This window comes from Streptomyces sp. NPDC054961, from assembly GCF_053609145.1.
In genome coordinates this window covers 46638-63737 of the sequence record NZ_JBSGWY010000038.1, presented here as the reverse complement: position 1 = coordinate 63737, position 17100 = coordinate 46638, and the positions used below count along the sequence as shown (strand labels likewise).

Below are 17100 nucleotides of genomic sequence, written 5' to 3'. Positions count from 1 at the left end.
CCCGTTCTCCACTGTCTTCCGTCTACCTCGAACGAAGGGAACCTTCATGCCCAATGTCTTTGTCAACTACCGCACAGGCGACGAGGAATCCGCGGCGACCATGATTGCTCGGGAGCTGGCTCGGAGGTTCGGCGGCGAGCGGATTTTCTTCGCCAGCAATTCGATCGAGCTCGGGCACCGCTTCCCAGCGGAACTGGTCAGGGCGGTGGAGGAGTGCGAGGCGCTCCTCGCCGTGATTGGCCCCCGCTGGGCGGAAGTGCGGGGGGAAGACGGTCGCCCAGCCCTCGAAGGTGCTCAGGACTGGACTCGTCGGGAAATCCAGACCGCGCTCGACCGCGGGATTCTGGTCATCCCGGTTCTCGTCGGAAAGGCCACACGGATCGACCGCGCCGTCCTCCCAGACGATCTGCAGGAGCTGGCGGACTGCCAGTACAGGCGGTTCGACCACCGCAACGCCGAGTCGGACCTTACGGTGCTCGGCGACGCCATCGCCCGACTGCTGCCCGAGCTGGGCGCAGTGGACCGCGACGTCCGTGCTGTACGGGAGCGGGCAGAGGCGAAGCCCCGCAAGAAGTCAGCCCAGGATGCCGACCACGCCAGGATGCGGACGCGCGATGTCGAGCAACGCGTGCGCGGCGGCGTCGGAAACCTCAATGGAGACCTGTCCGGCACTTTTGTCAACGAGCCGCAAGGGCCCGTGAACACCGGTCGGGGACACCAGTACAACGCCCCGCACTTCGAGGGTGACAACACCGGGGTGCAGTTCACGGCGGGCGACAACAGCGGTACAGTCCACCAGCGCTTCGAGCGCGAGCGCCGGCGCTCGGATGGCGGACGATGATCGAGCAGGACCGCGTCACCGTCAATGATCCGCGCGGCCCGGTGAACAACGGTCAGGGGCACCAATACATCTTCTACGGCGCCGACGCGGACTGGATGCTCCGCAAAGGGGTCGAGCCCCTCAGGGTCGCCCCCGATGATCGGGTGCGCCTGGCCGACCGGTTCGTGCCACCGGTGGGCTACCGCGTCGCCGCCGATTGCCTGGAGAAGCCCGGGTCGGTGGTGCTGCTGAACGCGCCGCCTGGCAGTGGTCGCCGCGCGGCGGCGATCATGCTGCTGCACGGGCTCGGTGAGGACGCCGAGGAGGACGGTGTCCGGTTCGAGGAGCTTCCAGCCACAGACGAGGATACGGAAAAGGAGGTGAGACCTCTTGCCCTCAACGAGGGGGACCGGTTCCTCCTCGACCTCTCCGGGATCGTCGACGAGGAGGTGTATGCCAAGGCCCAGTACCGCTTGGCCCTGCGTCGGTCACAGGTCCAGGAGGCGGGGGCCCACATGGTCGTTGTCCTTCCGTGGGGTATGGCGCACGCCCGTTCGCCAGACCTCGAACCGCACACGGTGAAACTGGAGCGTCCCCGGGGGATCGCCGTCGTCACCCGGTACCTGCGCATGGACCGCATGCCTTTCCGTCCCGCGGACCTGCGGAGCAACGAACTGCAGCGCCTGTTCGACCGTTCACCCATGCGGGAGTTGGCGCGGCTTGCGGGGCTGGTGAAGTCCGCTCGCGACGGTGGACGGTTCGGTGCCGACTTCGCGGATTGGCTCGATCAGGCGATGCACGCCGTGACTGATCATGCCGGTGAAGTGGGCAGACAGGTGACCACGTTCCGCACCGCGCCCGAGCGGGCCCTGCTGCTCGCGACGGCGGTGTTCGAGGAAGCGCGTGCTGACACCGTGTACGAGGTGTGGCACAGCCTGATGAGGATGGTGAGGCACGAGGAAGACGCGACGACTGAGCTCGCGCGGACGGACTTCGGGGAGCGTTTGGATGCGCTGGGGATCGAGCGAGACGCTGACGGACGGCTCCGCTTCGAGCGGCTGGCCTACGCCGACGCGGTTCTGGCCTACTTCTGGGACAACTTCCCTGGGCTGCGCGATGACCTCAGGGACTGGATCGGTCATGCCACCGGGTTACGCGGTCTGACCACCGACGACAAAGTGAACGCCGTCGTCCGATTCGGTGAGCAGTCTCTTACCATCGGGCGGCCCGACCACCTCTTCGACCTGGTAGTGCGCTGGGCGGACCGCGCAACCGGAGCACCCTGCGACCCGCGAGCCGTGACAGCCCTCGAACTCGGTCTCAGCCACGAGAGGTTTGGGGGATGGTTCCGAAGGCGGATATACGAGTGCGCGACGTCCGGCTCCTTGTCGGATGGCCTTGCCCGCGTCCTGACCAACGCCTGCCGCCAGAGCCTCAGCGCGACACACCCGGATCAGGCGATGGTGCGGCTCCATTACCTCGCCGTACGGAAAGAGTCGACTGGTGAGGCCCGGGAAGCACTTCTCGACCTGGCCAGCCGCGACCGTCGACTCTATCGGCTACTCCTCGACCGTTTACGGGAGCGGACGCGCCGGGAGACGTGCGGAGCGGATCCTCATCTCCGCCTGCTTACAGAGTTGTTGAGTAGTGGCCGTGCACCGGACCCGCCACCGTGGCCGGACCTGTTTCTGGGCTGGGAGACAGTCTTCTCCCAGCCGCCGACGGAGCTTTGGAGCCTGCTGGCGAGTAGTTGGCTGAACGCAGTGGCTGACGACAGTACGCGGGAGATCGCGCTAGGCGTCATGGTCAGTGCTACGCACGGCCGTGGAGTCGCCCTCCACCGCCTCTACGCCATCGCTTACGACTGGGCGGGATCCGCGCACCACCCGTCTCGGGCGGCTGTCGCCGCCCTCTTCTGGCAGCACATAGACCAGGCGCAGCACGCCCGCAGGCAGAGTGCGGGCGGCGCACCCCGGACCACGGAAGAGGCACGATGAAACACCGCTTTCCCCGCATGCTGTTTGTCGCTCTCTGCGGCTTAGCGCCGGCTGTGCTCGGAAACCAACTGAACTGGTCGGCTTGGCTGTCGGGCTTCATGTGCATGGTCACAGCCTCGGGCTCCCTGTTGCTCGTCATGGTGGCCCCGAGTGGTGGCCGCGCGTCGGTCGATCGGCACGAGCCCAGTGAACCCGAGCTCCCCACGGCGCCGACAGAGCAGCCGTACCAGGAGACGCGGGTGGTCGACGCGGCCCTGCCGAGCGCGGCGGATGGCTACGACTTCCTCTTCTCGGCCACTGTGTGGTGGAGGCCGGTCCCCGGCCAGGTCGGCCGGTCTGACGCCGTCTCCCCGGCCCTCGCCGTGTCCTCGGTCGTCCGTCGGGCCCTGGAGGTAGTCCACCGCGAGGAGCCCGGTCGGGCGAGCTTCGCGCGGTATCTCCTGGAGGGGGAGCTCGGCGTCCCGCTCCCGGACCAGAGCGGACGGGTAAAGGCCCTGGCGGTGGATGTGACGTTGGCCCTCGCCCCCGCTGACCGCGAGCGCCTGCGGAAGTTGAACGACCTTCGCAAGGACGAGGAGGTCTGGGAGTACGAGCGTCACCACGAACGTAACAAGCGGCGCTACCTCGGTGAGGATGTACTCAAGAGCGCGGGCAGCGCGGTGGTGTGGTGGCTGGCCCGACACGAAAACGAGATCGAGAAGGCGGTCGACATGATCGGCCCGCTCGCCCAGATCGCGGCGGCGGCCAACGATGAGGAGGTACCCGAGCTCTTCCGTCACTTGCTGGTGCCGCCTTTGGGCGCCCGGAGCGAAGCGACAGTCGGGGGCCCGCTGTGGGAAGGACACGGCCAGGGAGGAGGGACGTTCGACCGCGAGGAGGAAATCGGGGTCTCGGATCGGCTGCTGCTGTTGCTGGCGGCAGTAGGCCTTAAGCCGGACATGGATGAATACACGGTGTTCGTGCACCGTGTGGTGCGGAGCCTGGAAGCGGCCGAGTTGTATGAGGCCGCCGAGGAGATCAGGCGGAACCTTCTCCCGGCTTCCGACGAGAGCGGGGGAGAAGGGCCGGCGGGGAAGGCTCCGGATGACGGGGACACCACGGGAGCCTGGTCACCGCGCTCCCAAGCCGGCGAAGACTCGCGGTCTACCGCCCCGGGCGCGGGGACGTCCGCGCCATGGGAGGCGGAGAGCGGTGAGGGCGAACGGAACCAAGGCTGGCAGGAGGCGACCGAGGACGATACAACACCCACGAATTTCTGGGACACCTTGCAGAACCCGCACGGCCCCGCCGCACCTCATGCACGGGACTCGGACGGCGAGGAAAGCAGCTGATCTGGTAGGTAGTTGGCTCTCCTAGAGGGCTTCTCTCCTGCACGCCGGACGGGGCGCCTGTGGACCGGGTTCTTCCCCTATATTCGCGACCCCGCTGATGGCCCCCACGACGATGGGCGGGTGAGCTGGGGCCGCCAGCGCCTCCCTACCGACAACGGCTGGCTCAGTCTGGCGGTGCAGACCGTCCGGGTTCACCTGTGAGTATCTGGCCATGTGCTGCCATCAGGATCCGGCGCGGTGAGTACAGAGGCGCGGAAGCTGTTGCGGATTTCTGTCAGGGGTTCGCGGTCGCGATTGAAGCGGAGCTTGTTGGTGAGGAGGACAGCCCAGCGACCCTGGGTGGGGCTGATCCACAGGCCGGTGCCGGTGAAGCCGTAGTGGACCCAGATGTCCTCGGTGGGGTCGGTGCCGGGGGCGGGGTGCCAGAAGATGCCGCGGGCGGGTGTGAGGGTTCCGGTGTGGATACGCAGGGAGTCCTTGATCCAGGTCGGGCCGAAGGCGGCCTGGGTGGGGACGAGCATGTGGCTCAGGAAGAGGGCGAGGTCGTCGAGGACCGAGAAGGTACCGGCGATACCGCAGACGCCGTCGAGGAGGCGGGCGGAGAAGTCGTGGGCGGTGCCCTTGAGGTGGGTGCCGGTGGTCTCGTCGTACTCGGTGGGGGCGCAGCGTGCCGCCTCGGCATCGGGGAGGGGGCCGAAGCGGGTCTGCGTCATCCCCAAGGGGTGCCAGACGCGGTCGGTGGCGAGCTGGTCCAATGGCTGGCCAGAGAGGTGCTCGGCGAGGTAACCGAGGACGAGGGCGGCTCGGTCGGTGTATTCGACGGCTTCGCCCGGCGGGCGGTGGAGGGCCTCGTGGAGGACGCCGTCGCGGATGTCCTGGGGGTCGGTGCCGTAGTTCAGGTTCGCGCGCAACGGCAGGCCGGCGGTGTGGGTGAGGAGGTGGTGGGCCGTGGCCTGTGCGAGGGGGTGGCCCGTGACTTCGTCCCAGAAGGTGCCGAGGGGTGTGTGGAGCTGGAGTTTTCCCTCTTCGACCAGGATGCCGATCGTGGACCAGACGGCGAGGATCTTGGTGAGGCTGGCGACGTCGAAGACGGTGTCCAGCCTCATCGGCTCGTCCGGGTGGCCGGGGTCGAGGAGGCCGACGGCTCCGCTGGCCTCGATGCCGTCGGCGTTCCCGACCGCCCACACCGCGCCGGGGTAGACCTCGTCGCGTACGCCGGTCTGGAGGAGGTCTTCGATCCGGTCGGTGGTGTGGGTCATGGTCTCCCGATCGTCGTGGGCCGCGGGTGGTCCGCTGGCCAGGTTAGTGACGCGGCCGGGGCGGTGCCGGCTGCGCCACGGGTGGTGTCAGGCGAGCCGCTGGCCGAGAGCGGCGATGGCCGTGGCGGTGGCGCTGAGCGGGAAGCGGGCGGCGTTGGTGCGGCCGGATGCCCGGAGCATCTCCAGAAGGCCGGGGGTGGTGCGCAGGCGGTGGAGGTCGTGGGCGGCGGTGGTGGGGTTGGTGAAGTCGGTGGCCAGGCCGGTGCCGGAGAGGGCTTCGCTGAGGCCGGGGACGGGTTGGTAGAGGACGGGGAGTCCGCAGGCCTGGGCTTCGAGGGCGACGAGACCCATGGCCTCCAGCGTGGTGGAGGGCACGACGAGCACGTCGTGGTCGGCGAAGGCCTTCCACAGTTGGGCGCGGCGGAACCAGCCGAGGTAGCGGACGTGGACGCCGAGCTGGCGGACGACCGGGGCGAGGTCGAGGAACTGGGCGCGCGGAGCGGCGATGCTCAGCTCCGACCGAGCGGGTGGCCGCGACGGCTTGGAGGAGGGGTTCGAGGCCCTTCTCGGAACTGAGACGGCCTGCGAAGAGGATCCGCAGGTGGCTGGTGGGACGTCGGGCGGGCCTGGGCGGTTGGCTGGTCAGGAGGCGGTCGGGGACGCCCCAGGGGATCTTCTCGATCTTGCGCCTGTCCGTCTTGGGGGCGAGCTTGAGCAGGCGGTCGGCCATGGCGCCGGTGGGGACGACGATCGCGTCGGCGGCGGAGGCGGTCTCGCGGAGAACGCGGAGCTGCGTGGTGTGGTTCTCGGCGTGCAGGAGGTCGGTGCCGTGGACGAAGGCGATCCGGGGGTGGGCGGGTAGGGCCCGAAGGAGGGCGGGGGTGGCTCCGAAGGCCAGGTGGTGCAGGTGCAGCACGCTGATCTGGTGCGGGTCGATGGCGGCCGTCATGGCACGGCCCATTCTTGGCGTGCGCAGCCAGGATCAGCCCTGATCCGTGTCCCGCTGTGCTGTCTACAACCAGTCGCGCTTCTTGAAGATGACGTACAGGCTCACGCAGACGACCGCCATCAGCAGGATCGCGAAGGGGTAGCCGCCGGCCCAGTGGAGTTCGGGCATGGTGTCGAAGTTCATGCCGTAGATCGTGCCGACCAGGGTGGGGGCGAAGAGGATGGCCGCCCAGGAGGAGATCTTCTTGATCTCCTCGTTCTGTTCGAAGCCGGCTTCTGCCAGGGCGCGCATTTCGGCGTTCTGTTGCTGGGAGACCAGGGTGGCGTTGACCGTCAGGATTTCGGTGAGGGCCTGGCGGAAGCCGTCCACGCGTTCGCTGGTGTGGGTGACGTGGTCGGCCACGTCGCGGAGGTAGCGCTGGAGTTCCTCGTCCGTGCCGTACTTGGCGAAGCCGGCCATCAGGCTGTGGAGCATGCCGACCAGGGGGCGGGTCGCGCGTTGGAACTCGACCATTTCGCGGGAGAGTTCGTAGATGCGGCGGGAGACCTCCGGGTCGCCGCGGAAGACCTCCGTCTCGATCTCGTCCATGTCGTTCTGGACCCCCTCGACGACCGGGGCGTAGCCGTCGACCACCGCGTCGAGGATGGCGTACAGGGCGGCTTCCGGGCCGAGGGAGAGCAGTTCCGGGGAGGCCTCCATGCGGCGGCGGACCGCGGAGAGGTCGGGGGCTGCGCCGTGGCGGACCGTGATCAGGAAGTCCGGGCCGACGAAGATGTGGAGCTCGCCGAAGTCGACCTCCTCCAGTGCGTCCAGGTACCGGGCGGCGCGCAGGACGACGAAAAGGGTGTCTCCGTACCGCTCCAGTTTGGGGCGCTGGTGGGCCTCCAGGGCGTCCTCGATCGAGAGCGGGTGGAGGTTGAACTCGGCTGCCAGGGAATGCAGTTCGGTTTCACTGGGCCGGTGCAGGCCGATCCAGGCCATGCCGTCGGGCTGCTCGCGCAACCGGCGGAACGTCTCGGCCAGGGTGGCGGGGGAGGCGACCCGGACGCCGTGGTGGTAGACGGCGGAGTCGATCACGCTGTGGTGGTCGGCGGGGGCGGGGCCCGGCGTGGCCGGCTTCGGGGGCCGCGGGGGCGTGGCCGGGGCGGCGGGAGGAGGGGCAGCCGGGCGGCGCCACCCCGGCCGCTTCGCGGGCGGGGGTGGTTCGCGGCGGTCTGGGTGCTCCGACATCGCAGGTCAGCTCTCGGTCGAACAGGTGTTTGTGAGGTTGTGTGGATGTTTATGTGTGTGTGCTGGTTCCGCGCAGGATATCCGGAGGAATGGGTCGTTGCCTTGCTCGGATCGGCCGGATCGGCCGGATCGCTCGGATCAGATCGGGTGGATCGTTCGGATGGTGGGGGCCGCGGGGGTTGCGGACAGGGGGTGTCCGCAAGGGGGGCTACGTTGTGGTCATGGCCTCCAGGACGACGCACCGCGTACTCGACACCCGTTCACTGAACCGTGCCACGCTCGACCGCCAGCTGCTCCTGGGTCGGGCGCAGATGTCCGCACGGGACGCCGTCCAGCACCTCTTGGGACTGCAGGCGCAGAACGTGAAGCCGCCCTACTTCCAGCTCCACGCGCGCCTCGCCGGATTCCGGCCCACCGAACTCGCCGGGCTGATGGAGTCCCGGGACGTGGTCCGGATGGTCACCATGCGGTCCACCATCCACACCCACACGGCCCGCGACGCGTTCATCCTGCGGCCCCTCGTCCAGCCCGCCCGCGACCGGGAGGTCAACTACTTCCGCAAGGGCCTGGCGGGAGTCGACCTGGACCGGCTGGCCCGCCGCGCGCAGGCGTTCGTGGAAGAGGAACCGCGCACCATGGCCGAGATCCGCGAGGAGCTGCTCGAGGAGTGGCCCGACGCCGACCCCCAGTCGCTGTCCGTCGCCGCTCGCTGCCTCCTGCCGCTCGTACAGGTCACCCCCCGAGGGGTGTGGGGCAGGAGTGGACAGGTACGGCTCACCACCCTCGGCGAGTGGACCAAGGAGAGGACCGGGGAGAGGGAGGGAGCAGGGGAGGAGGCAGGGGAGGAGGCAGGGAAGGGCGGGGGTGAGGGGAGGCTGGTGGGCGGACCCCGGGCCGTCGATGCCGTCGACGGCACCCAGGGCATCGACGACGCCGACGGCACCCAGGGCATCGACGACGTCGTCCTGCGCTACCTGCGCGCCTTCGGGCCCGCCTCCGTCAAGGACATGCAGACCTGGGCCGGCCTCACCCGGCTGCGCGCATCCTTCGAGCGGCTGCGGCCGCGGCTGGCCGTGTTCCAGGACGAGAACGGCGTCGAGCTCTTCGACCTGCCCGACGCGTCCCGCCCCGACCCCGACGTGCCCGCGCCGCCGCGCTTCCTTCCCGAGTTCGACAACCTGCTCCTCTCCCACGCCGACCGCTCCCGCGTGGTCGCCCCCGCGCTCAAGGGGCGTACCTGGTCGGGGAACCAGGCCCACTGCACCCTCCTCCTCGACGGCTTCCTCTCCGGGCTGTGGAAGCTCGACGGCGCCACGCTCACCGTCGAGCTGTTCTCCCCGGCCCCCAAGGCGCTCGAGGCGGAGATCGTCGCCGAGGGGGAGGCCCTCCTCGCGGCCATGGCCGCGGAGGAACTCGCCGACGCGGTTACGGGGGGCAGCCCGACCGGCGTCAACGGGTCCCTTGCCAACGGCATGGTCCGCTTCGGGTCAATCCACGGCTGACGCCGCTCTGGTGGCCCGTACGCCGGACACGGCACGATGCCTGGCATGACCGAGAACATGTCGAACCCGTCGAACCCGTCGAACCCGTCGAACTCGCCGAACTCGCCGAAGGCGTCAGACCCGTCGCACCGGCCCCACGCGAACCTCGACGCCACCGCCCGGTTCCTCGCCGCCCGCGATTTCCTGCTGGAACGGCGCGGGGACTACGCGGCCGCCCGCGCCGGATTCACCTGGCCCCGCCCCGAGCGGTTCAACTGGGCCCTCGACTGGTTCGACCACATCGCCGCCGGGAACCGGGCCGACGCCCTGCGGATCGTCGAGGAGGACGGCACCAGCAGCGCCGTCTCCTTCGAGCAGATGAGCGCCCGGTCCGGCGCGGCCGCCAACTGGCTGCGCGCCCAGGGCGTCGCCCCCGGGGACCGGATCCTCGTCATGCTCGGGAACCAGCGCGAGCTGTGGGAGGTGATGCTCGGCGCCATGAAGCTGCGCGCCGTCGTCATCCCGGCGACCCCGCTGCTCGGCCCGGCCGACCTGCGCGACCGCATCGACCGCGGCCACGTACGGCACGTCATCGCGCGGGCCGAGGACACCGGGAAGTTCGACGGCGTACCCGGCGGGTACACCCGGATCGCCGCCGGACCCGACATCCCCACCGGATGGCGGCGCCTGGAGGACATGTACGCCGCCGAAGGCCCCTTCACCCCGGACGGCGAAACCCTCGCCACCGACCCGCTGATGCTCTACTTCACCTCCGGCACCACCGCCCGGCCCAAGCTCGTGGAGCACACGCACGCCTCGTACCCGATCGGGCACCTCTCCACCATGTACTGGCTCGGCCTGCGCCCCGGCGACGTACACCTCAACATCGCCTCGCCCGGCTGGGCCAAGCACGCCTGGTCCAACCTCTTCGCCCCGTGGAACGCCGGCGCCACCGTCTTCGTCCACAACTACGCGCGCTTCGACCCCGAGCGGCTGATGGCCGAAATGGACCGGCACGGCGTGACGACCTTCTGCGCCCCGCCCACCGTGTGGCGGATGCTGATCCAGTCCGACCTCAGCGCGCTGCGCACCCCGCCGCGCGAGGCCGTCGCCGCCGGAGAGCCGCTCAATCCGGAGGTCATCGACCAGGTCCGCGAGGCGTGGGGCGTGACCATCCGCGACGGCTTCGGCCAGACCGAGACCACGCTCCAGGCCGGCAATTTCCCCGGCGCACCCGTCAAGCCGGGCTCCATGGGCCGCCCCGCCCCGGGCTACGAGATCGTCCTGCTGGATCCGGTCACCGGCAAGGAATCCCCCGACGAGGGCGAACTGTGCGTCGCGCTCGGCCCCCGCCCCGCCGGAGTGATGACCGGCTACCGCGACGACCCCGAGCGCACCGCCGAGGCCATGGCCGACGGGCTCTACCGCACCGGCGACATCGCCTCGCGCGACGCCGACGGCTACCTCACCTACGTGGGCCGCGCCGACGACGTCTTCAAGGCGTCCGACTACAAGATCAGTCCGTTCGAGCTGGAGAGCGCCCTCCTGGAACACGAGGCGGTGGCCGAGGCCGCCGTCGTCCCGGCCCCCGACGCGCTGCGCCTCGCCGTCCCCAAGGCGTACGTCACCCTCGCCGCGGGCTGGCAGCCGGGCCCGGAGACGGCCCGCATGCTGTTCGAGCACTCCCGCGCGGTGCTGTCCCCGTACAAGAGGATCCGCCGCATCGAGTTCGGAGAGCTCCCGAAGACCGTGTCCGGCAAGATCCGCCGGGTGGAACTGCGCGAGCTCACCGCGGCCGGCTCGGCCGAGGAGTACGACGAGGTGGAACTCGGCTGATCCGGGCGCGCGCCCGCGCGGGCCAGACGTACGGCGCTTCGTGCGCGCGGGCGGTACGGGCCCGCGCGCACGCGGCCCCGTACCGGAAGCGGGTCCTAGACAGAGGCCGGCAGCAGGGCCTCGATCGCCGCGATGACCTCGGGGGCCTCGGGCTCCGTGCGCGGGCGGAAGCGGGCCACGACCTCACCGGCGGGGGAGATCAGGAACTTCTCGAAGTTCCACGTGATGTCACCGGCCTCGCCCCCGGCGTCCGGGGTCTTCACGAGCTCCTGGTACAGCGGGTGCCGGTGCTCGCCGTTGACGTCGGACTTCTCCAGCATCGGGAAGGTGACGCCGAAACCGGTCGCGCAGAAGGTCTGGATGTCATCGGCGGTGCCGGGCTCCTGCCCGCCGAACTGGTTGCAGGGGACACCGATGACGGTGAAGCCCTTCTCCTCGTACGCGAACTGCAGCCGGGCCAGGCCCGAGTACTGAGGGGTGAGACCGCACTGCGAGGCGGTGTTCACGAGCAGGATCGCCTTGCCCTTGTACGCGGCGAGGCTGGTGGGCTCGTCGGACAGGGTGGTCAGCGGGATGTCGTACAGGCTCATCAAGCACTCCTCGGCAGAAACGCACGTCATGACCTCCGAGCCTAGGCCCCCGTGCCGACGAGTTCGTCCGCCGGGTCGTTGACCGGCTGCGGAGTGCCCGTGAGGTCCAGCACGAACAGCGGTATCCCCAGGTCGTCCGCGCGTGCGCGCGCGTCCGGTGTGTATCCGGCGAGGGCGAAGTAGACGCTGGCCGCGGAGGCCGTGAGCCCGTTCAGCCAGACGCACTCCACCGCCCGCACCCCGGCCGGGGCCGTGGTCGGGTCCACCTGGGCGACCAGCCCCGGAGCGCGCAGGTCGACGGGGGCCGACGGGACGGGCCGGCCGTCGGGCTGGCGCACGTCCTGGAATCCGAGCCAGCGCAGGTACAGCGCGGCCGTGGACACCGCGTCCCGGGCGGTACGGATCGTCACGGGGAGGAACGCCGGGCGCTGCGCGACCCCGCCGCCCCCGCTGGCCGCGCCGCCCTCGCCGCCCCCGCTGGCCGCGGCGGGCGCGCGGTCCGCAGCCACCGGGTCCGGAGCGGCCCGCCCCGCCGAGTCCCGCCCCGCCGAGCCCTGCCCCGCCGAGTCCCGCCCCGGCTCCGCCGCATGCTCCTCGGCCTCCCCGTCCGCCGGCTTCCGCGGATGCACCGGGAGCACCAGCACCGTCCCGCACGACCCGCACCCCACCTCCGGCTGCGGCCAGTCGCCCTCCCGCCCACAGGCCTCGCACCGCACCGTCACCCAGCTGTCCGACCAGGTGCGGTGGATCAGCTCCCGGGCCGGTGCCGCCAGGTCCAGCGGCGGGGTGACCGGGCTCCCGCAGGCGCAGGGGAACACCAGGGCCGTGTAGTCGTTCTCGCGCAGACACGCGGGACAGCGCACCGGTACCGCATCCGTCATGAGACCTGGACCCCTCCGTCGCTGTGCGTGGGCCCATGCTCCACCACCTGCCACCACCGGGGCAGGCAGACCCTCGATTTTCAGTCGACCCCTGGATTTTCGTACAACTCACCGGCCGAGACGTGGCTTTTGGTGGGTTCCGGGCTGCCGTACCGCCTTGACGTGCGCGAAGTCGCGCCTTAGCTTGTTCCGTATAGCAGAACAAAACTTCCGGATTACGGAAAAGCCTGACCGCCAGACCCGCAGGAGAACTCGATGCCTCGTATGACAGCCGCCGCCGCTGCAGTGGAGATCCTCAAGCGCGAGGGCGTTGCGCAAGCGTTCGGCGTGCCCGGCGCTGCGATCAACCCGTTCTACCGCGAGCTCAAGAACGTCGGTGGCATCAACCACACGCTCGCTCGCCACGTCGAGGGCGCCTCGCACATGGCCGAGGGCTACACCCGCACGGCGCCGGGCAACATCGGTGTCTGCATCGGTACCTCGGGTCCCGCCGGCACCGACATGATCACCGGCCTGTACTCGGCCATCGCGGACTCGATCCCGATCCTGTGCATCACCGGTCAGGCCCCGGTCGCCAAGCTCCACAAGGAAGACTTCCAGGCCGTCGACATCGCGTCGATCGCCAAGCCGGTCACCAAGAAGGCCACCACGGTCCTCGAGGCCGCGCAGGTCCCGGGCGTGTTCCAGGAGGCCTTCTACCTGATGCGTTCCGGCCGCCCCGGCCCGGTCCTCATCGACCTGCCGATCGACGTCCAGCTCACCGAGATCGAGTTCGACCCGGACCTGTACGAGCCGCTGCCCGTCCACAAGCCGGCCGCGACCCGCAAGCAGGCCGAGAAGGCCATCCAGCTCCTGCTGGAGTCCGAGCGTCCGCTGATCGTCGCCGGTGGCGGCATCATCAACGCCGACGCCTCCGACCTGCTGGTCGAGTTCGCCGAGCTGATCGGCGTCCCGGTCATCTCCACCCTCATGGGCTGGGGCGTCATCCCGGACGACCACGAGCTCGCCGCCGGCATGGTCGGTGTGCAGACCTCGCACCGCTACGGCAACGCGACGTTCCTGGAGTCCGACTACGTCCTGGGCATCGGCAACCGCTGGGCCAACCGTCACACCGGTTACAACCTGGACGCGTACCTCGGCGACCGCACGTTCGTCCACGTGGACATCGAGCCCACCCAGATCGGCAAGATCTTCGCCCCCGCCCTCGGCATCGCCTCCGACGCCAAGGCCGCGCTGGAGGTCTTCATCGAGGTCGCCAAGGAGCTCAAGGCCGCGGGCAAGCTGCCCGACTACAGCGCCTGGGTCGCCTCGCACCTGGAGCGCAAGGGCTCGCTGCAGCGCCGTACGCACTTCGACAACATCCCCATGAAGCCGCAGCGCGTCTACGAGGAGATGAACAAGGCCTTCGGCCCGGAGACCCGCTACGTCACCACCATCGGTCTGTCCCAGATCGCCGGTGCGCAGATGCTGCACGTCTTCAAGCCGCGCCACTGGATCAACTGCGGCCAGGCCGGCCCGCTCGGCTGGACCATCCCGGCCGCGCTGGGTGTCGCCACCGCCGACCCGACGACCCCCGTCGTCGCGCTCTCCGGTGACTACGACTTCCAGTTCATGCTGGAAGAGCTGGCCGTCGGTGCGCAGCACAAGATCCCGTACGTCCACGTCCTCGTGAACAACGCCTACCTGGGTCTGATCCGTCAGGCGCAGGGTGGTCTCGGCATCAACTTCGAGGTCAACCTCGAGTTCGAGAACATCAACTCCCCGGAGCTGGGCGTCTACGGCGTCGACCACGTCAAGGTCGTCGAGGGTCTCGGCTGCAAGGCCATCCGCGTGACGGACCCGAACGAGCTGGGTGCCGCTCTCGAAGAGGCCAAGAAGCTGGCCGCCGAGTTCAGCGTCCCGGTCGTCGTCGAGGCCATCCTGGAGCGCGTCACCAACATCTCGATGAGCAAGACCGTCGACATGAGCGACGTCACCGAGTTCGAAGAGATCGCGACCGAGCCGGGCCACGCCCCGACCGCGATCCGCCCGATCTCCGTCTAGTCCGCCTGGTTCCACACGGCTGGTCCGGTACCACGCAGCGGCCCCCGTCCCTCCTCCAGGAGGAACGGGGGCCGCTGCGCTTGTCCCGCTGCGCATGTCCTACGGGGCCCAGGTCCCGGAAGTGTGTGGCGCCCGCTCGCGCTCGTCGCGGCGCTGGCGGTCCTGCCGCTCGCGGCAGCGTCCGCGGAGGCGAGGCCGCCCGGACCGCTGTCCGCCGACGCGGTGGCCGCGATGAGCCCGGAGCGCCAGGGCGAGGTGCTGGAGCCGCTGCGGGTGGTGGCCGACGCGGCGCGACGCCGGCTCCACGCCCGTCCGCGTCCGCCCCTGGCCCGCCAGGGTGCCGCTGAGCAGCCGGTGGGACGACGGCCGGCCCTTCAAGGCCGGGGCCGCGCTCGGGCCCACGGCCATCAGCGGGTTCGCGAACTGCACCAGCGGCATCCCCATGCAGAGCACCCTGGACAACCGGCAGTGGCTCATCACGTCTTCCCACTGCTACGCGGGGTCGAGGAGCCGGCCGCACGGCAAAGAGCCGAGTCACGGGACCGTCCGTGACTCGGCTCTCTGGTGGGTACCGCCCGACGGTACGAGGCTGGCGCGACAGGACGTTCGCACCACCGGGCGGAGAGGGTGGGGGAGGTTGTCCCCTATATACACAGGGGGCTCTGTGCGTGGCCCCCGTGTACGAGAGGGGGAGTTGGCCGGGACCGTGGCGGGCGGGCGACGAGAACTCCGGCTTCGTCTCCCTCAGGTCAAGAGACGGGCCTCGGAACCCCTTACCACCGCACTGGCTCGCACGCTCGCCACGGTCCTCGTCCTGCCCTCACCGCGTACCACCCCTCATCCGGGCCCGCGGTGTGGGCTCGTCACCCAGAGCCTGACCTCCCGTCAGGCCCCCGGTGAAGCTTTTTCGGCTCAGGCGTCGCGCAGGGCGTGGACGGCCTCCTCGACGCGCTTGCCGTAGTCGGCGTCCGCGGCGTGGAAGTGGGCCAGGTTCTTCTCGATGACGGCTTCGATGGTGACCTGGGACAGGCCGCCCGCGATGTTCGCCACCAGACGCTGCTTGGCGTCCTCCGACATCAGGCGGTAGAGCTCACCGGCCTGGAAGAAGTCGTCGTCCTTGGTGTGGGCCGGGGCCTCGTGGGTGCCCGTGTAGCCGGAGACGGCCTTCGGGGCGCCCAGCGCCAGACCGGTCTCGGCCGGGCCCTGGTACGAGTTGGGCTCGTAGTTCTTGTCGTGGCGCGAGCCGTTGCGCAGCGCCATGACGCCGTCGCGGCCGTAGTTGTCGGCCTTCGTCGCCTTCGGAGCGTTGACCGGCAGCAGGGTGTGGTTCACACCGAGGCGGTAGCGCTGGGCGTCGGCGTACGCGAACAGGCGGCCCTGGAGCATCTTGTCCGGCGAGGCGGTGATGCCCGGGACGAAGTTGTTCGGCGAGAACGCGGACTGCTCGACCTCGGCGAAGACGTTGTCGGGGTTCCTGTCGAGGACCAGACGGCCCACGCGCTGCAGCGGGTAGTCGCTGTGCGGCCACACCTTGGTGACGTCGAACGGGTTGAAGCGGTAGTCCGCGGCCTCGGCGGCCGGCATGATCTGGACGTAGAGGGTCCAGCTCGGGTTCACACCGCGCTCGATGGCCTGCAGCAGGTCGGTCTGGTGCGAGTTGCCGTCCGAGCCGACGAGCTCGGCGGCCTGGTCGCTGGAGAGGCTGCGGATGCCCTGGTTCGTCTTGAAGTGGTACTTGACGAAGAAGGCCTCGCCCTGGGCGTTGGTCCACTGGTAGGTGTGGGAGCCGTAGCCGTTCATGTGGCGGTAGGAGGCGGGGATGCCGCGGTCACCCATCAGCCAGGTGATCTGGTGCGTCGCCTCGGGGGCGTGCGCCCAGAAGTCCCAGACGTTGTCCGGCTCCTGCTTGCCCGTGAAGGGGTCGCGCTTCTGGGAGTGGATGAAGTCGGGGAACTTGATCGGGTCCTTGATGAAGAACACCGGGGTGTTGTTGCCGACGAGGTCGTAGTTGCCCTCTTCGGTGTAGAACTTCAGCGCGAAGCCGCGCGGGTCGCGGACCGCGTCCGCGCCACCCAGCGAGTCGGCCACGGTGGAGAACCGCAGGAAGGTCTCGGTCTTCTTGCCGACCGTGTTCAGGAACGCGGCGCTGGTGTACGCGGTGACGTCGTCGGTCACCTCGAAGTGGCCGTACGCGGCGCTGCCGCGGGCGTGCACCACGCGCTCCGGGATGCGCTCGCGGTTGAAGCGGGCGAGCTTCTCAAGGAGCTGCTGGTCCTGGACCAGGATCGGGCCACCGACGCCGGCGGTAGCGGAGTTCTGGTTGTCGGCGACCGGGGCGCCAGACTCGGTCGTCAGCGTGCGCTTCGACATGGTGACCTTCCGTACGGGGAACTGCTGGCGGAATCCGTCTTCCGTCATACGGAACAGCCTAATTTCGGCATGAACTCGACGTCAACAGTTTGTTGAAAAGAAAGAGGAAAGAAAAGGTGATCCGGACGGTGCCGGCACTTGGGCGCGACAGGACAGGTGTCAGCACCGGCACCATCCGGAAACTCGGGGCCCCCGAAGGGGGGTGGAGCCGCGGGCCCCGCGCGGGGCGGCGCGGCCAGTGGTGGGGGCCGGGGGGGGGGGCGACGCCGGCGCGCACCCGCGGGGGGTGCACGGCCGCGTGCGCCGCGGCGGG

12 protein-coding genes and 1 pseudogene are annotated in these 17100 nt (G+C 69.7%); 6 read left to right on the top strand and 7 right to left on the bottom strand.

Annotation, left to right across the window (positions count from 1 at the left end):
* Window positions 1-46: 46 nt before the first annotated feature.
* Genes ACWF9Z_RS28305 through ACWF9Z_RS28295 form a run of 3 tightly spaced genes read left to right on the top strand, consistent with a single transcriptional unit; the run spans window position 47 to window position 4148 of the window.
* Window positions 47-841, top strand: a complete 795-nt coding sequence (locus ACWF9Z_RS28305; RefSeq protein ID WP_453606410.1) for a toll/interleukin-1 receptor domain-containing protein — start codon at window positions 47-49, stop codon at window positions 839-841.
* Window positions 838-2817, top strand: a complete 1980-nt coding sequence (locus ACWF9Z_RS28300; RefSeq protein WP_453606409.1) for a hypothetical protein — start codon at window positions 838-840, stop codon at window positions 2815-2817. Before ACWF9Z_RS28305 ends, ACWF9Z_RS28300 begins: the two co-directional genes overlap by 4 nt.
* Window positions 2814-4148, top strand: coding sequence for a hypothetical protein (locus ACWF9Z_RS28295; protein WP_453606407.1), 1335 nt, complete (start codon window positions 2814-2816; stop codon window positions 4146-4148). The genes ACWF9Z_RS28300 and ACWF9Z_RS28295 overlap by 4 nt, the downstream gene beginning before the upstream one ends.
* A 191-nt stretch (window positions 4149-4339) precedes the next feature.
* On the opposite strand, the gene ACWF9Z_RS28290 is transcribed toward ACWF9Z_RS28295, so the two are convergent.
* The 3 genes and pseudogenes from ACWF9Z_RS28290 to ACWF9Z_RS28280 form a co-directional block, all read right to left on the bottom strand.
* Window positions 4340-5407 (bottom strand): serine hydrolase domain-containing protein, encoded by a 1068-nt coding sequence (locus ACWF9Z_RS28290; RefSeq protein ID WP_453606406.1) that lies wholly within the window; start codon window positions 5405-5407, stop codon window positions 4340-4342.
* 87 nt (window positions 5408-5494) lie between these two features.
* Window positions 5495-6362: pseudogene (locus ACWF9Z_RS28285) on the bottom strand (glycosyltransferase family 4 protein); the annotation flags it as partial.
* 57 nt (window positions 6363-6419) lie between these two features.
* Window positions 6420-7586, bottom strand: a complete 1167-nt coding sequence (locus ACWF9Z_RS28280; RefSeq protein WP_453606404.1) for a magnesium and cobalt transport protein CorA — start codon at window positions 7584-7586, stop codon at window positions 6420-6422.
* A gap of 221 nt (window positions 7587-7807) precedes the next feature.
* Here ACWF9Z_RS28280 and ACWF9Z_RS28275 point away from each other — a divergent pair, with 221 nt between their 5' ends.
* Both ACWF9Z_RS28275 and ACWF9Z_RS28270 read left to right on the top strand, forming a co-directional pair.
* The gene (locus ACWF9Z_RS28275) at window positions 7808-9088 is read left to right on the top strand and encodes a winged helix DNA-binding domain-containing protein (protein WP_453606402.1); all 1281 of its coding nucleotides are present in this window, start codon (window positions 7808-7810) and stop codon (window positions 9086-9088) included.
* Between the two features lie 45 nt (window positions 9089-9133).
* The gene (locus ACWF9Z_RS28270) at window positions 9134-10903 is read left to right on the top strand and encodes an AMP-binding protein (protein ID WP_453606401.1); all 1770 of its coding nucleotides are present in this window, start codon (window positions 9134-9136) and stop codon (window positions 10901-10903) included.
* Window positions 10904-10998: 95 nt separating this feature from the next.
* Here the strand turns inward: ACWF9Z_RS28270 and ACWF9Z_RS28265 are convergent, their stop codons facing one another.
* Both ACWF9Z_RS28265 and ACWF9Z_RS28260 read right to left on the bottom strand, forming a co-directional pair.
* Window positions 10999-11493, bottom strand: a complete 495-nt coding sequence (locus tag ACWF9Z_RS28265; protein WP_453606400.1) for a glutathione peroxidase — start codon at window positions 11491-11493, stop codon at window positions 10999-11001.
* Window positions 11494-11534: 41 nt separating this feature from the next.
* Window positions 11535-12374 (bottom strand): hypothetical protein, encoded by an 840-nt coding sequence (locus ACWF9Z_RS28260; RefSeq protein WP_453606399.1) that lies wholly within the window; start codon window positions 12372-12374, stop codon window positions 11535-11537.
* A gap of 255 nt (window positions 12375-12629) precedes the next feature.
* Here ACWF9Z_RS28260 and gcl point away from each other — a divergent pair, with 255 nt between their 5' ends.
* Complete coding sequence (gene gcl, locus ACWF9Z_RS28255) at window positions 12630-14417, top strand: glyoxylate carboligase (RefSeq protein ID WP_453606397.1); 1788 nt, start codon at window positions 12630-12632, stop codon at window positions 14415-14417.
* A gap of 99 nt (window positions 14418-14516) precedes the next feature.
* Here the strand turns inward: gcl and ACWF9Z_RS28250 are convergent, their stop codons facing one another.
* Complete coding sequence (locus ACWF9Z_RS28250; RefSeq protein ID WP_453606395.1) at window positions 14517-14861, bottom strand: hypothetical protein; 345 nt, start codon at window positions 14859-14861, stop codon at window positions 14517-14519.
* Between the two features lie 468 nt (window positions 14862-15329).
* Window positions 15330-16787, bottom strand: coding sequence for a catalase (locus tag ACWF9Z_RS28245; protein ID WP_453606434.1), 1458 nt, complete (start codon window positions 16785-16787; stop codon window positions 15330-15332).
* Window positions 16788-17100: the final 313 nt, after the last annotated feature.